This window comes from Halorubrum sp. B52 (assembly GCF_059752555.1).
Window position 1 is genome coordinate 380,375 of the sequence record NZ_MWTG01000018.1, and the last position, 16,509, is coordinate 396,883.

The 16,509-nt window shown below is 56.3% G+C and carries 12 protein-coding genes; 9 read left to right on the top strand and 3 right to left on the bottom strand.

Annotated elements, in window-relative coordinates:
* Window positions 1-289 precede the first annotated feature (289 nt).
* Window positions 290-889 (bottom strand): IS6 family transposase, encoded by a 600-nt coding sequence (locus B4V04_RS18955; protein WP_498233194.1) that lies wholly within the window; start codon window positions 887-889, stop codon window positions 290-292.
* Window positions 890-1,137: 248 nt separating this feature from the next.
* Complete coding sequence (locus B4V04_RS18960; protein WP_498233195.1) at window positions 1,138-1,356, bottom strand: hypothetical protein; 219 nt, start codon at window positions 1,354-1,356, stop codon at window positions 1,138-1,140.
* A gap of 95 nt (window positions 1,357-1,451) precedes the next feature.
* Between B4V04_RS18960 and B4V04_RS18965 the strand changes: the two genes are divergently transcribed.
* From B4V04_RS18965 to B4V04_RS18975, 3 genes are all read left to right on the top strand, one after another.
* Window positions 1,452-2,693, top strand: coding sequence for a mandelate racemase/muconate lactonizing enzyme family protein (locus tag B4V04_RS18965; RefSeq protein ID WP_498233196.1), 1,242 nt, complete (start codon window positions 1,452-1,454; stop codon window positions 2,691-2,693).
* Window positions 2,694-3,415: 722 nt separating this feature from the next.
* Window positions 3,416-4,432 (top strand): mannonate dehydratase, encoded by a 1,017-nt coding sequence (locus B4V04_RS18970; protein WP_498233197.1) that lies wholly within the window; start codon window positions 3,416-3,418, stop codon window positions 4,430-4,432.
* A 120-nt stretch (window positions 4,433-4,552) separates the two neighbouring features.
* Window positions 4,553-5,377: an SDR family oxidoreductase gene (locus B4V04_RS18975; protein WP_498233381.1), complete on the top strand. Its 825-nt coding sequence runs from the start codon at window positions 4,553-4,555 to the stop codon at window positions 5,375-5,377.
* A gap of 50 nt (window positions 5,378-5,427) precedes the next feature.
* Here B4V04_RS18975 and uxaC read toward each other — a convergent pair whose 3' ends face one another.
* A complete protein-coding gene (uxaC, locus tag B4V04_RS18980) occupies window positions 5,428-6,792 on the bottom strand; it encodes a glucuronate isomerase (protein ID WP_498233198.1) in 1,365 nt (454 codons plus the stop codon).
* 235 nt (window positions 6,793-7,027) lie between these two features.
* On the opposite strand from uxaC, the gene B4V04_RS18985 reads away from it, so the two are divergent.
* The 6 genes from B4V04_RS18985 to B4V04_RS19010 all read left to right on the top strand — a co-directional run bounded on the left by B4V04_RS18985 (window position 7,028) and on the right by B4V04_RS19010 (window position 16,434).
* Entirely contained in the window at window positions 7,028-9,529 is a 2,502-nt protein-coding gene (locus B4V04_RS18985; RefSeq protein ID WP_498233199.1) for a glycoside hydrolase family 3 protein, read from the top strand.
* Between the two features lie 202 nt (window positions 9,530-9,731).
* Window positions 9,732-11,096, top strand: a complete 1,365-nt coding sequence (locus B4V04_RS18990; RefSeq protein WP_498233200.1) for an ABC transporter substrate-binding protein — start codon at window positions 9,732-9,734, stop codon at window positions 11,094-11,096.
* A 322-nt stretch (window positions 11,097-11,418) separates the two neighbouring features.
* Window positions 11,419-12,333 carry a carbohydrate ABC transporter permease gene (locus B4V04_RS18995; RefSeq protein ID WP_498233202.1) on the top strand — a complete coding sequence of 305 codons (915 nt, stop codon included), beginning with the start codon at window positions 11,419-11,421 and terminating at the stop codon, window positions 12,331-12,333.
* Between the two features lie 75 nt (window positions 12,334-12,408).
* Window positions 12,409-13,359 carry a carbohydrate ABC transporter permease gene (locus B4V04_RS19000; protein WP_498233203.1) on the top strand — a complete coding sequence of 317 codons (951 nt, stop codon included), beginning with the start codon at window positions 12,409-12,411 and terminating at the stop codon, window positions 13,357-13,359.
* A 14-nt stretch (window positions 13,360-13,373) separates the two neighbouring features.
* Window positions 13,374-14,504, top strand: coding sequence for an ABC transporter ATP-binding protein (locus tag B4V04_RS19005; protein ID WP_498233204.1), 1,131 nt, complete (start codon window positions 13,374-13,376; stop codon window positions 14,502-14,504).
* Window positions 14,505-14,676: 172 nt separating this feature from the next.
* Window positions 14,677-16,434 (top strand): glycoside hydrolase family 2 protein, encoded by a 1,758-nt coding sequence (locus B4V04_RS19010; RefSeq protein ID WP_498233205.1) that lies wholly within the window; start codon window positions 14,677-14,679, stop codon window positions 16,432-16,434.
* Window positions 16,435-16,509 lie beyond the last annotated feature (75 nt).

Sequence of the window (16,509 nt, forward strand, 5' to 3'; positions counted from 1 at the left end):
GTTCGTTTTTGTTGTTAGTGCCCTATATTGCTAGAGGCCTATGTTTCGATGATAGCCAAAAATGGACGTTCAATCTGGATTCCAAATTCCGATTATCTCGGAACGAGAGTTAGCGCCACGGCCAGGTGAATCCGCTTTGATGGAAAGTGGGATTACAATCGTACTACTGTAAAGCAAGCTTCGCAGTATCATTGTCTGCATCCGAGAAGGGAGTGGATAGGCTCTATGTACCATCGTCTGTTGGTTCCGAATATATCGGAGGCTTCGACCGCCTCTTTGAGCCTCGTGTTCAGATAAGCTGATTCCATGCGAAAGCGAACGATCTCAGCCACTCGTCAGCAGTTTCTGCTTTAGCGTTGCTGAAACAGTTTGAGAAGCTGGTAGTTCTGCGTTTTATCTCACGAAAGACACGTTCGACGCTGTTCCGATTTCCATGTCGTTCGCATCTGAAATCGAGGCCATGGTTCTCACATGCTCGGTGAAGTGGAACCGCACCATCAACGAGAAAGATCGCGTCATCCACGTCGTGTTTTTCGCGGAGTTCCGCGAAAAACTGATCTGCGATAACGTTCGTTCTTGTCGGTTCAAGCTGTGTGTGGAGTAAATCGTTTGAATCTGGATCGACAGCGGCGTACAGCCAATAGTGTTCATCGTCAAGTTGAATCACCGTTTCATCGACCGCAACGTGATTCGGACTCCGACCAGATTCCGACTGTAGATCGGCCTTGTGAACCCAGTTATGAACAGTGGATCGAACCCGATCAACACCGAATATATCAAGAAACGAAACAGTATTCGAAAGCGATAATCCAGCAAGGTGGAGCTGAATACTGAGCTTCATCAACAGCTTCGGTGTTGCCTCTCGCTCCACAAACTCTAATCGATACAACCTCTATCGCCGCAGAGCCGGCGAACGAGAGCATAGACCTCTCGATATTTTGACCGCCTCATCTTTCGACCCTATCTCAACACCGCCGTCATCCAACAAAACACAACATATAAATACGTTTTCGCTATCTGATTACAAATGGGGGGACACAGATCGGACGTTTGTAGGAAGCAGTCCGAACTGTCAGAGGCACACGTCCCCGTCTGTTATTCACTCGATGAGACACATAAACCGTAGGTAGGATTCAGTCACTGCGAAAAGGTCCAGTCAATCGCATCCTCGATCAGAGATAGTCGATACGCTATAAGTGCCGAATGAGCGTCGGAGTCCTCCTCAATCTCCGACTGCAACTCAATAGAATCATCCCGGTCGTTGTTCTCCAGCAGCTCTCGAATTCCCTGCATCCGCGTGTACAGCAGATCCGGCGAATATGTCGGTTTGCTCTCTTTCTCGGATTTCAGAAGCACAGTCACAAGCGTTCGTCTTCGCATGGAATCAGTTTATCTAAACACCGCCGGCCCGATCAGGTCTTTTTTTACTCTTCAATCTGTTCCGGTCGATTATGGATATTGTAGACGTAGCTGGGTATGCGTTATCATCACAAATCGATCCCCACCAAGACCGCTCGTTCCACGGCGGATTTCGTCGGTTACTGAAACGTGACGTCGTTCTTATTGTTATTGAGACTGCAGACGGCACTCGCGGTGTCTCTACGGCCGGTGCAAGCAGCTCGGCCATGACCGAGTATTTCGACGGAGAGTCTCAAGGAACGTTCGCCGATGTCGTCGATGACGCAGTGGCGAACGCGCTTGAGGGCGAGTCGATCGAGGATGTCGTCGATGCTCACACTCTGCTTAGAAACGGCGATATTCCGGAAAGGGACCTGACTGAGGCCGTCTCTGCAGTCGACGTGGCGCTCTATGATATTCAGGGCAGACAACACGGTGCACCTGTGTATCAACTACTCGCGGATCGGTACGAGACAGCTCCCTCAACGAATCTTCCGCTCTATGCCAGCGCGGGTATGTATATGGAACCGGGCGAATACGTCGACCAAGCCAAAGTCGTCGAAGATCTCGGCTTTTTCGGGTATAAATATCGACCCGGAGTTGGCCCAGCGGACGACCGTCGTACAGTCGAACGTCTCGCTGAAACGCTGGACGAGACCGAAATCATGCTGGACGCCCACACGTGGTGGAAACTCCAGGAAGGCTACGACCGAGAAACCGTCCGAGATCTCGTTGAACATGCCGGTGATCAAGACGTCTACTGGGTGGAAGAGCCCGTCAGTCCGGACGAATACGATGAATACACCAAACTCGCCGAAAAGGGAACCCCGCTGGCCGGAGGTGAGAGTGAAAACGGACCCGAAGATCTCCTCGCACTCGGTAAAACGGGAGCAGTCAAATTTTTACAAGGAGATGTCCGTCACCACGAGGGGTTCACCGGTTGTTGGAACGCCGTAGAATTCTGTGTGAACCGAGACGATATCATGTTCGTACCGCATAATTTTGGCACGTGGATCGGATTGGCCGCCAACGCTCACCTTGTTGCGGCCGCCCCAGAAGCTGATCTCGTGGAGTATCCTATTTTCGAGGACGATCCCTTATTCGATACGCCAGTCGATCCCGGCATGTATCCGTTTGATCTGGCGTTTGACCTCATTCAGGGTCAACCGACAATTAACGATGGCACTTTATCTGTCTCAGACGATCCTGGACTGGGTGTCGAAGTGAATCTAGATGTTATTGATGAGTATCCCTTCGTAGAGGGCCCATGGACGGAATTTCATTATGATAAGTAGTGGACCCGCTGAGCCAGATACAGGAAGGTAGTTCGGAACCGTTGAAATGCATTCCATATAGTTGAACGGTTTGAGATGTCTATAAAATTCGACGATCAAGATGGAAAGGTAGTCGAAGATTTGGAAGACGCAGTGCCCACCTACCGGGATATCGAATGAGCCATTCGAATCGGTTTCATCGTGCATAGAGATTTTTAAACGATCTGAGCCGCTGAAATCATCAGGGAGATATCCCTGTCGATAAGCCGTTCAAATGGGAGAGCAATATCAGAGGAGACAGTTCGTGGATTGGTGAGCATAGAGTTCAAAAAGTACGAGAGAGTCCATATTTGTTGAACGAGTGATTCAATATCGTAGTACGGACGATAGCTCACAGATCAAACCCCGAGTACCACACGATCTAGCTATACCAATCGCGTAGCACTAACCGGTAGAGATCTAATCTGGACGCGACTATCATTACAATCGTACGACTGTAACGAATACATGTGTTCTTATCATGCTGTTATTCAATAATATTGGAAAACCGATTTATAAATCGTAGCTGTCGAGCAACAGATTCTGCTGAATTCGACGTTTAAAACGATATTCATCATATCCGTTAGTAAGTAGTATTGGACGCAGGAAAGTTGAGTACCGCCGCGCCTTGGCGTCTGCGTCGTGTAACGGAAGAGTGTCCGTAGAGCAAATTTTATTTGCCAGAGCCGAGTTAGAGAAAACACATGGTTCAACTTTCGCTGATTCTACCGCCAGAGCCTGACGACCGTTGGCAGCTCGCACGGCAGATGGGCGTCACGAGTGCAGTCGTCCACCCGCTCGAAATTGGGGACGACAAAACGAACTGGACGTACGACGAACTCAAAGGGATGACCAACTGGTTCGAAGAGGTCGGTATCGATCTCTCAGTCATCGAAGGGTCGGTACCGCTTACAGACCGCGTCCGCCTCGGTTTAGAGGGTCGTGACGATGACATCGAGGAGTTCAAGCAGTTCCTGCGCGACTGTGGCGCGGTTGGGATTCCGGTGGTGTGTTACGACTGGATGGCTGGTGTCCGGTGGGCACGAACGGAAGTTCATGTCCAAACACGTGGCGGCGCCTACACGACCGGGTACACGGACGAACGCATGACTGGAGGACCAGACATTGATTACGCCAAGGTGACCCGAGACCAGCTCTGGGAGGCGCTTGAGCACTTCCTGGAGGAAGTCGTCCCCGTCGCCGAGGAAGCCGGAGTGAAACTCGGTCTCCACCCGTCTGATCCACCGATCGATTCAGTTCGTGGAATTCCACGACTCGCCAACAGCGTTGAGGGATACGACCGGATCCTCGACATCGTCGATAGCGAACACAACGGCGTGACATTTTGTCAGGGGAATTTCGCCGCGATGGGAGTCGACGTCCCAGACGCTATTCGTCACTTCGGCGACCGGATTAACTTCGTACACTTCCGTGACGTAGAGGGGGAGGCCGATAATTTCGTGGAAACGTGGCACGACGACGGGCCGACCGACATGCTTGCAGCGATGCAGGCTTTCGAAGATGTCGGCTTCGACGGCCCGATGCGTCCGGATCACGTTCCCACAATGGCGGGTGAAGATAATTCCAACCCCGGATACCACACGAAAGGACGTCTCTTCGCTGTCGGATATATGCGTGGGTTGTTGGAGCAGACGACTGCAACAGACGAAGGCGCCAGAGATTGCGAGGCGGCAATCGAGTCGGAAACGACCGCTGATTGATGTCTATCGGCAGCGGGCGATCACAAGCCGTGTCGATTCGGTCACGGTGAGTAACCTCGCCGGGAAAGTAGACGAAAAGATACATGCCGCCGTGCCACCGAGATACGTATGAATTCGACTATGAGTGTACCCAACGAGTTCGAAATCGATGACATGGTGTGCGTTATCACCGGCGGCTCTGGTGTGCTCGGTTCTGAGATGGCACACGCACTCGGTGAGAACGGTGCGACTGTGGTGCCGCTCGCGCGGGGTGAAGAGAAACTTCGTGAGGTCGGCGAGGAGTTGACCGAAGCTGGAATCGATCACCTCACAGTGTCAGCGTCGGTCCTAGACCGCGCGGAACTCGAGGCGGCCGCAGAAACCGTACTCAACGAATATGGCCGGATCGACGTTTTGATCAACGCCGCGGGTGGGAACAGTCCCGACGCGACCACGGGGCCGGACACTTCGTTCTTCGATCTTCCGGTAGAGGGGATCCAACAGGTCCTGAACGTTAACTTCACCGGGACTGTCCTCGCCTCACAAGTCTTCGGCGAATATCTGGTGGAGGAAGGATCCGGGTCTATTTTGAATGTCTCCTCGATGAACGCGTTCACGCCGCTGACTAAAATTCCGGCGTATTCCGGCGCAAAGGCTGCAGTGTCAAACTTCACGGAGTGGCTTGCGGTCCACATGTCGCACAACTATTCGACAGATATCCGTGTGAACGCCATTGCACCGGGCTTCTTCCTCACTGAGCAAAATCGCTACTTGCTTATCGACGAGGAGTCCGGAGAGTACACGGAACGGGGTCAGGCAATCATCGACCACACGCCACAAGACCGCTTTGGCCGTCCGGAAGACCTCTCGACGACCGTGTTATGGCTCATATCACCGGGTGCGGAGTTCGTTCACGGTACGTCGATACCAATCGACGGCGGATTCTCTGCGTTTAGCGGGGTCTGAGATTTCCCGTATTCCAGCCTGTTCAGTGGAGTGCTCACGAGAGTGTGGGATTAGAAGTTCCACAGCTCGGCCGGACGATCGTACGCGACCTGTCTCACGAGGTCTTCGGCCGTGGACATCGGCACCTGTCCGCGCTCGACCAAGTTACCGACCGTATTTGCCAGCGACCGCCGGAACATCTCGAACCGAGAGTCGAACGACAGTAGCTTCCGCGAGTCACTCACCATACCGCCGTAGTTCGCAAGGAGATCGACCGTGCCGACGTACTCCAACTGCGACTGCATCCCGTGAGGACTGTCGTTAAACCACCACGCAGCACCGACACTAACGTTGGGAAACGCGCGGGCAACAGTCGCGATGGTCGGATAGTGGGTCGGGTCGACGACGTACAGAACGATCTCTAGCTCTCCATCGAATCTGTTGAGGAAGTGGCGTAGATTGTCCGCGAGTTCGAGGTCACCCTTGGAGATATCACCCCCTGCGTCCGTTCCGATCTCGTCGTACAGAGAGTCACGGTAGTCACGGACTGGGCCGATATGGAACTGCGTCACCCAGTCAGTCTCGCGATTGAGCTCACCGATCTGGTCGAGAACGAACGACTTGAAATCGGCAACATCGTCGTCAGTCAGCGTCTCACCGGCGTACGCGCGTTCGTAAACGTTCGCAGCACGGCTCCGATCGACCGGCTTCGAGACGACCTCGCTCAGGCCGTGATCACTCGCGCCACACCCGTTGGCCGCAAAGTACTCGTGGCTCGTTCGGAGGGCTGCGAGGAACCCATCGAGGTCTGATGTGTCCGTGCTGGTAGCGGTGCCAAGACGCTCAACGTACTCCTGCCAGCTCGACGCCTCGATCCCCATTGCGGCGTCAGGTCGCCACGTCGGACGCACGGTAATACCGTCGAGTTCGGCGGACAGCGTCTGATGATGTTCCAGATCGGAGGTCGGATCGTCGGTACTGGAAACAACTTGGACATCCATCTCTCTGAGCAGTTGACGTTGGCGCATGTTCGGACCGTCGAGCGCCTCCTTCGTCTCCGCCCAGATCTCGTCGGCGGTGTCAGCCGAGATGGTTTTGTCGATCCCGAATCGACGCTTCAGATCGAGATGGACCCATTCGTAAGTCGGGTTCCCAGCGAGCGTCGGGAACACCGAAGCGAGGGAATCCCACTTCTCTCGGTTCGAGGCGTTGCCTGTTATTTTCCGCTCCGGAACGCCACGCTTCCGCATCAGCTGCCAGATATAGTGGTCCGTCTCCCCCTCAACCTCCCAGATATCATTCCATCCCTCGTTCCGCGCAAGTGCTGCCACGTCAACGTGGCTGTGCGGATCGAGGATCGGGAGGTCACGGATTTCGTCGTACAACTGATGTGCTGACGTCGATTCAAGCAGGTAATCCTCGTCGAGGAATCCCATACTGGTCGATCCGTCTGTAGCTATAATAAACCCATCGCGGTTCCAGTTCCGCTACAAACAGCGCCAAATCGAGATGTGTACATCTATCTGGGCCACCCAAAAGATTATTAAGGATTACTTTGCATCTGAAGATGCGATGCGAGAAAGCCAAGCAGGCGATACCGGAGAGGCATCAGTATCGAATCACGCCGACAGAAGCGGCACGAACCGAACGACGGCGTCACGGCGCGGAATCATGAAACTGATCGGATCCGCGTCGGCGGCCGTAGCTCTGGGTAGCGGCGTCGCAAGCGGGGATGCCGGTGAATCCGATGATCCAGACATCGAAGAGCTGGTCGAACAGATGACCCTCGAAGAGAAAGTCAGCCGAACCTACGCAGCCGATAGGTACATTCAGGGGATCGATCGATTGGGTGTGCCCGGTATTAGAAACGTCAACGGGCCGGCGGGCGCCTCGTTGGCGGACTTCATCGACGGTGCAGAAACCACGGAGTTCCCGCACACAATAGCCGCCGCCGCGACGTTCAATCCGGAACTCATCAGCGAACAGGGACGGGCAATCGCTCGCGAAGCGAAAGACGGTGGGGCGTCTGGACTGTTCGGCCAATCGATCGACATCACGCGAATCCCGTTACATAGCCGAAGCGGCGAGTCTTTCGGAGAGGATCCGTACCTCGCATCGGCTTTAACGAAGAGTATCACCGACGGACTCCAATCGGAAGGGGTGATCGCTACCCTGAAACACTACTGCGCGTACAATCAAACCCGAACCACCGGAGACGTCGAAGACTACTATTCGATCTCGGAACACAACGTCGTGGTGAGCGAACGGGCACTCCGAGAGATCTACCTTCCGCCGTTCAGAGCGGGGGTCGTTGAGGGAGGTGCGGGCGCGATAATGACCGCGTACAATCGGATCAACGGCACGTATGCCGCTGAACACGAGGATCTCCTCGACGACATCTTGAAAGGCGAATGGGGATTCGACGGATACGTGATCTCAGATTACGGCGGGACCCACAGCAGCGTGCGATCAGCGGTCAACGGGCTCGACGTCGAGCTCGTCGGAGACAAGCCTGAGTACCTGGGCCAGAATCTGCAGGAAGCGGTGGAGAACGATGAGTTAAGAGAGGGTGTCGTCGATGAGATGGTTGCGAGGACGCTTCACTCACAAAAAGAGATTGGAGCACTCTCGGGTGACCGGATTGGAAGTGAGCCGGCTCGAAACACGGATGACCACTTTGCCGTCGCGGAACAGATGGCCAGAGAGGGAACAGTACTCCTGAAGAATGATGGCCTGTTACCGGTCGATACCGACGAAATAGACGAGATCGTGCTCGTCGGACCAACTCCGACGGAATTCAAAGAAGACATCGGCGGGAGTGACGGGATTAACGAGAGTCGGCGGATCTCACCGATCGAGGGACTCGAAGCCGTCACAGACGACGGCACTTCGGTCACCACGGTATCGTCAGACCGCACCGAACCGATGATCGCTGATGATGGGTTCAGCTACCAGATCTACGACGAAGCCGACTTCGGCGGAGAGCCGACCGAGACAGGTACGGTCTCTGAAATCGATTACGAGGGAGATGCAACCTCGATTACATGGACGGGTGAGATCACGCCAGATACCACTGGAACGTACGGAATCTCACTCACAAGCGTAGGCTCCGGGCGTGTCTCCGTTGACGGAGAGCGCGTCGTCTACACGGAAGGGGGAGGATTTGCTGGTCCTGATACCGAGGTGGCCGCGGTGTCGTTGGCAGCCGGGGAATCATACGAAGTCACTGTCGAAGTGAGCGGTGGGGGTCCCGTCAGTCTGGAGTGGAATCCGCCCGTTGGGATCCGGGAGGCCGCCGACGCGGCGGCGAACGCCGACATCGCTCTCGTATTGGCCCGAACGTACACCGACTACGGTGACGACCGCAAACAGTTCGGGCTACCGGGCAACCAGGATGCGCTCATCAAAAGCGTCATCGAGGCGAACAAGGACACTGCAGTCTTAGTGAATGCGACCTCCGCCGTGGCAATGCCGTGGGTCGATGACGTCCCGGCGATCATGCAGTTGTGGTTCCCCGGACAGGAGGGGGGTCGCGCTCTCGGAGATCTCCTCGTCGGAAACGCGAATCCGTCGGGGAAAGCGCCTGTGACATTCGCCGAATCGATCGAGGACTACCTCCCGCAGGAGGTCGAGACGCTCCCCGACAGCGCCCGTGGCTATCCGGGTGTGGAGGGCAACGTGTACTACGACGAAGACGTCTTCGTCGGCTACCGTCACTTCGACGAGGCAGGTATCGAGCCGGTGTTCCCGTTCGGACACGGGGAGTCATACACCACCTTCGAATACGGCCGCGTCAAGCTCTCGAAGGCTTCGACGACACCCGATGAGAGTGTGACGGTGAGTGTTGAGGTGACGAATACAGGCGAGATGGACGGTTCGGAAGCCGTGCAGGTGTACCTCAGTGACGTTGACCCAGCAATTGAACGGCCGCCCAAGGAGCTAGCAGGCGTCGAAAAGCTCGATATACCCGCAGGTGAGACGAAGACTGCTACGATCGACCTCGGAGAAGAGAGCTTCAGATACTGGAGTCCCGACGAGAGAGACTGGGCCGTGACGGGCGGTGAATACGTCGTGCAGGTGGGGAGTTCTTCCCGTGACATTCGAGGAAAACGGACGCTTCGGCTGCGGGAAGAGCCGCCGCGTGGTAACCGAAGCGGATCCGACAGAGCCTGATACGGCGACGCGAGACCGGGTATCAGCCCTAGCTGAATATTTTTTCTGCACCGATCGAGGCAGAGCAGTTCCGTCTCTCACACACTGCCACCCGTTTGCAAGGAAAGTGCTGTCGAGAGGTTCAGTCCCTCATGAAATAACCCGCACTAAAATATGTTATATTAAAATTTATAATGGGGGAGGATCACTTCCATGATGGATCATGACGTCCGACAAGAGCTCCGTCCCAAGACGGAGGTATATCCAACTGATCGGTGGCACCGGAGCTGCTACTGCCCTCGCCGGTTGTAGCAGTAGTAGTGACAGCAATAGCGGAGACGGCGGCGACGGAAGCGACGGTAGCGACGGAGAAGACGGCGGCAGCTCGAACGGAGACGGATACAACACCCTGGAACTTCAGCACTGGTGGACAGCCGGTGGCGACGGCGAAGCGATGCAGGCACTTCTCGATATCTTCCAAGAGGAGCATCCGGACATCACAATCCAAGAGAATCCCGTTTCTGGAGCCGGTGGGGGGAACCTCCACGCAGTCGTTCAGAATCGAATTCTCAACAACGATCCGCCGAGCACGTGGCAGGACTGGCCCGGGGCGAACCTTGAACCGTACGTCGAGGCCGACAAGCTGAACGATATCGGTGACGAAGTGTGGACGGATGACCTCCGAGAAGCGTATCTCGACGGACCGAAGCTGCAGGCCCGCGCGGGCGATTCAGACAATCCGTTCGTCTCAGTTCCTCTCAACATCCACCGCATTAACAACCTCTTCTATAACGTCGAGGTCGTTGAGGAGGCCGGTGTGGATCCGGCATCGTTGAGTAGTCCGCAAGAGCTCATCGACGCGATGGAAACGATCGAGTCGGAGACCGATGCCGTGGGGATGGGTCAGGAGACGAGTTCTGCACAGGGAACAGTTCAGCTGTGGGCAGTCACGTTCCTCGCCGAGGCCGGCGCCGATGCCTACATGGACTTCATCAACGGAAACACCGACGGACACGAGGAAGCCGTCCGCGGCGCGCTGGAAACGGTCGCGGAGTATGCCAACCACTACACCAGCGACGCGGGGTCGATCAATCAGGACGAGGCCGGATACAAAGTCGCTAACGGCGAAGCCGCCTTTATGAACCAGGGTGACTGGCAGGCCGGGAACTTCCAAACCATCGAGGGCGTTGATTACGAGTCCGGCTGGGATCACGTCCCATGGCCGGGAACGGAAGGCTACTACCAGCTCAACATGGACGGGTTCGCCTTCCCGAAAAACAATCCGTCACCCGATGCGACGCTAGAGTTCCTGAAATTCCTCGGAACCGTTGAGGCTCAGGAAACGTTTAATCCGCTCAAAGGGTCGATCCCGCCACGTTCAGACGTTCCGACCGACGAGTTCCCGCCGTTCCAGCAGAAGGAGATGGAACAGTTCGCGAACTCCGAAGCCCAACCGCCGTCCATCGCCCACGGACTGGCAGTGTCGCCCGAGGTCCTCAACTCCATTACCGAGGTGATAGCAAACTTCATCTCCGGGTACGACGTCGACAGTGCCCAGCAGGGCCTCTTGGACGCGGTCAGCAACTAACCCGGTAGCAAAGTAATGAACCGTATCGCTCCCAATTTTTGTGCGTTCTGTACGCCACGATGGGTAGTGAGACGTAATCACAGGTCACAACCACGGGTGATCTGTGGCTCTAGCATGTCGATACTGCACGTGTCTATCCATTCGTCCACGGACGGTCTAACTGACCGAGGGTGGTTTGGCGCTACTATTGTCCAGAACCAGATGCTAAAAAGAAAATATTTGTCCGAACTCCGTTCGAGTACCAACCACGGAATCCGACCGACAGATGTAGCCCGTAGAGATCTGCGCGGGGGGATCTGCTCACCATCCAGGAGGTGTATGTATGGAGGATAACGCGGCAGTCCTCACTCGGATCCGCCGAAGCGATTTCCTTCGATCGTTGCCGTTCTGGGGTATCCCCACGGTTCTGTTAGGGCTGTTCGTGTACGGGGGAATTTTCTGGAATTTCATCTTATCCCTGACGGATTTCAGTGGGTTCACTCTACCCACGTACGAGGTCGCCAATTTCGACTTCGAGATGTACACCGAGCTGCTGTCAGATCCCACGTTCTGGACGGCCACTCGAAACACCGTCGTCCTACTGGTCGTCTTCACCGCTGTCACGTTGTTCGTAGGGTTACTCCTAGCAATACTATTGGATCAAAAAATCCGTTTCAGAGGCGTTTTCCGGACGATCTACTTGCTGCCGTTCAGCCTCTCGTTCGTCGTGACGGGCGTCCTATGGCTGTGGATGTTCAACTTCAACACCGGAGTCATCAACTCGGTAGTTCGCGGTGTCGGCTTAGGAATTCTGGCCCAACATTGGCTGTCGAATCCGAATCTACAGCTCGCCTCCGTTATCGTCGCACTCGTGTGGCAGTACAGTGGGTATGCGATGGTGATCTATTTGGCGAACCTGCAGCGGATCCCGACTGAACACTACGAGGCGGCCAAGATCGATGGGGCGTCGTGGTTCAGTACCTATCGCGAGGTTATCGTTCCGCAGCTCAGCTCAGCGGCCGTGAGCATCGCCGTTGTGGTGATGGTGTTCGCGCTCAAAGCGTTCAGCTGGTTATACGTCGTCTTCGGAGATAATCCCGGTCCAGCCGCGGATATCCTCGCGACGATGATGTACCGTGAAGCCTTCGTTGCGAATCAGTGGGCATACGGTGCCGCGATCGGGACCCTGTTGTTTGTCATCTCGATCGCAATCGTCGGGCCCTACCTGTACTGGCAGTATCGGAGAGGTGAGCTTTGACGATGCCCGAACCGAGAACCGAGCCTGACAAAGAGAGGACCGTCCAGCAAGCGATCTATCCGTGAGGTAACCAAAATGCAACTAATAGCGACAATACAAGAAACAACACACGAAGTGAGACAGTCGATCCAGGGGACAGCGAGGGAGATACAGAGCCGTGAGGGGGGTTTCACGGTTGTCGTTCAGATACTCGCCGTGCTGGGAGCACTCGTGTTCCTCCTCCCACTTCACGCCGGGCTGATGACGTCTATCAAGACCATCTCTGCGTTTGCCCAGTCACTCCCGATGGCTCCACCGGAGCCGGGGGGATTCACGCTCAGTCCGTGGCTGGCGGCGATAGACATACTTGGTCCCTCGATGATCAACAGCTTCGCATTCACAATTCCCGCGATGGTTTTTTCGGCAGTTCTGGGAAGCTTGGCCGCGTACGGTCTGACGATGGTCGATTGGCGGGGACAGGTCGGACTCATGGCTATTTTTGTCGCCGCCACGTTCCTCCCGAAGCAGGCGATCGTCGTTCCGCTCTCTCGATTTTGGAGCATCGTCGATATTCACGCGATCCTGGCAAACCTCGGACCGGTCAATCTCTGGGCGCTCCCGTTCATACAGGATTACCACGCGACAATCATCGAGTTGATAATCACCCATAGCGCGTACGGGATCAGCATCTGTACGCTCCTCTTCAGAGGATACTATCTGACGATCGATCAGGAACTGATGGAGGCCGCTCGGCTCGATGGCGCGAGTATCTTCCAAATATACCGGGAGATCATCGTCCCGCTCTCGTATCCGATGTTCGCAGTCGTGCTCATCTTCCAGTTCACGACGATTTGGAACGAGTTCTTTTACGGGCTCATCATTTCGGCCGGGAGCCAGGCGGCTCCCGTGACGGTCGCACTAAACGATCTTAATAGCGGATACGCACAGCTGTACAACCGACAGACGGCAGGCGCGTTTATCGTCGCGCTGCCGACGCTCATCGTGTATCTCCTGTTCGGCGATAAGTTCGCTGAGGGAGTCAAGTAACCCGATTCACAACAATGTCCGACCTATCATTCAATAACGTGACGAAACGGTACGGAGACGTGGTCGCAGTACAGGACCTCGATATCGACGTCGATGATGGCGAGTTTATCGTCATCGTCGGACCGTCCGGCTGTGGGAAAACCACGACCCTCCGGATGGTCGCCGGATTCGAAGAGATATCTGAAGGAGAGATCTCTATCAAAAACGAGGTCATCAACGACCAGCGTCCGCAGGAACGGGATATCGCGATGGTGTTCCAGTCGTACGCGCTGTACCCGCACATGACCGTCAAGGAGAACATCGGTTTCGGTCTCAAGCATTCAACAGACCTCTCTGGGGACGCAATTGAAACGAAAGTCGAGGAGACTGCGGAGATGCTCGGAATCGGTGAGCTCCTCGACCGTAAGCCGGAAGATCTCTCTGGTGGACAGCAACAACGCGTCGCTCTCGGACGAGCAATTGTCCGGGATCCGGACGTGTTCCTGATGGACGAGCCGTTATCAAACCTCGACGCGAAGCTCCGGGCACAGATGCGGACGGAACTACAACACATCCAAGGACAGCTGGATGTCACGACGCTGTACGTCACCCATAACCAGACCGAAGCGATGACTATGGGTGACCGGATCATCATCCTCGACGGGGGTGAACTTCAGCAGTTCGGGACGCCGATGGAGTGCTATCACAAACCGAACAACCAGTTCGTCGCTGGATTCATCGGTGAACCATCGATGAATTTCGTCGCGCTCAGTCAGGAAAGCGGAGCGCTTGCGCGCGAGAATTTCAGGTACGAACCGACGAATGAGATGGGTGAGAGCATCAGTGCGACACCGGAGGTAACGCTGGGTATTCGTCCCGAAAATGTCGATGTGCTTCCTGAGCCGGATGAACAGAACGACTTCCTCGCGACGATCGATGTCGTCGAGCCGTTCGGGAAGGAGCATAACCTCTATTTGGATCCTGTTGATGCCGACTTCAGCCAATCGATCATCGCGACGATTACCGGTCGCCAGCGGTTCGAAGAGGGCGACCGCGTCGGCGTCCGGTTCCCAACTGACGACGTCCACCTGTTCGACGGCCAGACCGGAAACGCGGTCTGGAATCCCTCTGATAACGAAGAATCAGTCCCGTCGTCGAAGGTATAGCGCCTGAGACGACGTCCGCGGTAGACCCTTCGTTTCAATTTTCCCATCCGAAGATCAGAGTGTGATTATTAGGCCGTCCGCTCCGGGGACGCGGTCGAGACGGTGGTGATAGTATCCGATGGTTCGACAACGTGCAAAATGCTTTTACACGCAGTGCGCCTCCGTTTTACTGATGCACCTGTTAGCCCACCCTAGAGAGACGAGGTCGCTCAACGGGACGTGGCAGGCGATCCCTGACCAGTACGAGAACTTCGAGGGATACTTCGAGGACTTCTTCGACGACGAGGACGACAACCCCGCCGGATTCGAGGTGAAGTCCATCTACGAACCCGGGGCGTCGGAGGAGAACGACCCGTGCGACTTCAACATACACGACGGTCGCTCAGTGACGATCCCTTCGAGTTTGGGCGAAGAGATCCCCGAGTTCCGCCACTACGAGGGATGGGTCTGGTACGCGCGCACCTTCGACTGGGACGCCGAGACCGACCGAGACCGAGCCTTCCTCCGGTTCGGGGCGGTCAACTACAAGACGAAGGTCTGGCTGAACGGCGAGCTTCTGGGCTCTCACGAAGGCGGGTACACCCCCTTCAGCTTCGAAGCGACCGACGCCCTCGAGGACGGTGAAAACGTGCTCGTCGTCCAGGTTGACAACCAGCGGTACGAGGACGGCATCCCCAACGAGGGAACCGACTGGTTCAACTTCGGCGGGATCAATCGCTCCGTCGATCTCGTCGAGGTTCCGGACACCTACGTGCGCAACTTCAAGCTCGAATCCACGCTCGCCGACGGGACCGTCGACGTTAGCGTCGCCGCGTGGATCGACGGCGCGGGCGGCCACGACCCCGGAGTCTCGGTCGCATTTCCTGAGCTGGACCGCGATGCGACGCTCGAACCCGCCGGCGACGGGGAGTTTACCGCATCCCTACAGTTCTCGGAGGAGGAGGTGTCGCTGTGGAGCACCGAGGACCCTCACCTCTACACGGTCCGGGTCGAGGCGGGCCATGACACCATCGAGGACCGCGTCGGACTCCGAGACCTCCGCGTCCGCGACGGCGACGTCCTGCTCAACGACGAACCCCTCTGGCTACGCGGTATCGCGCTGCACGAGGAATCGGCGGGGAAGGGTCGCGCGCTCGGGTCCGAAGATATCGAAGAGCGGTTCCAGTGGATCAACGAGCTCGGGTGTAACTACGCCCGACTGGCCCACTACCCACACACGGAAGAGATGGCTCGGAAGGCCGACGAAGAGGGCGTTCTCCTGTGGGAGGAAGTCCCCGCGTACTGGGACATCAACTTCGGTGACGAGGAAGTCCAAGAGCTGTACCGGCAGCAGCTTCGCGAACTGGTTCAACGCGACTGGAACCGCGCGTCCGTCGCGATGTGGTCGATCGCGAACGAGACGGACCACACCGACGACACCAGAAACAAGGTCCTCCCAGAGATGGCCGACTACGTCCGCAGCCTCGACGACACGCGGCTGGTGACCGCGGCCTGCTTCGTCGACGAGACCGACGACGGCCTCGAGATCCGTGACCCGCTGAAAGATCACTTAGACGTCATCGGTATCAACGAATACCACGGGTGGTACTACGGAGACGCCGACGACATGCAGCAGTTCCAGGAAGATCCAGAGGGGACACCCGTCGTCATTTCGGAGACCGGCGGTGGCGCCAAATGGGGCCACCACGGGGATGCAGACGATCGGTGGACCGAGGAGTTCCAAGCGGAGATCTACCGGGGACAGTCGGAAGCGGCCGCAGAGAATGACCAGATCGTCGGGTTCTCACCGTGGATCCTCTTCGACTTCCGGGCGCCGATGCGGCAAAACGAGTTCCAGCGAGGATACAACCGGAAAGGCGTCGTCGACCAGCATGGTCGAAAGAAGCAGGCATTCCATGTGCTGCGGGAGTTCTACCAGACGCACCGCTGATCCCACGATCGATCTCACCGAAGTCGGTGTAGCCCGGACACCTGCCGTCGACGCGTAAGTAGAAAGCGACGGCGC

Coding starts and splice junctions, on each gene's coding strand:
- B4V04_RS18965 (WP_498233196.1), top strand. CDS start 1,452: ATGGATATTGTAGACGTAGCTGGGTATGCGTTATCATCACAAATCGAT.
- B4V04_RS18990 (WP_498233200.1), top strand. CDS start 9,732: ATGACGTCCGACAAGAGCTCCGTCCCAAGACGGAGGTATATCCAACTG.
- B4V04_RS18995 (WP_498233202.1), top strand. CDS start 11,419: ATGGAGGATAACGCGGCAGTCCTCACTCGGATCCGCCGAAGCGATTTC.
- B4V04_RS19000 (WP_498233203.1), top strand. CDS start 12,409: ATGCAACTAATAGCGACAATACAAGAAACAACACACGAAGTGAGACAG.
- uxaC (WP_498233198.1), bottom strand. CDS start 6,792: ATGGGATTCCTCGACGAGGATTACCTGCTTGAATCGACGTCAGCACAT.
- B4V04_RS18975 (WP_498233381.1), top strand. CDS start 4,553: ATGAGTGTACCCAACGAGTTCGAAATCGATGACATGGTGTGCGTTATC.
- B4V04_RS18985 (WP_498233199.1), top strand. CDS start 7,028: ATGAAACTGATCGGATCCGCGTCGGCGGCCGTAGCTCTGGGTAGCGGC.
- B4V04_RS19010 (WP_498233205.1), top strand. CDS start 14,677: ATGCACCTGTTAGCCCACCCTAGAGAGACGAGGTCGCTCAACGGGACG.
- B4V04_RS18970 (WP_498233197.1), top strand. CDS start 3,416: ATGGTTCAACTTTCGCTGATTCTACCGCCAGAGCCTGACGACCGTTGG.
- B4V04_RS19005 (WP_498233204.1), top strand. CDS start 13,374: ATGTCCGACCTATCATTCAATAACGTGACGAAACGGTACGGAGACGTG.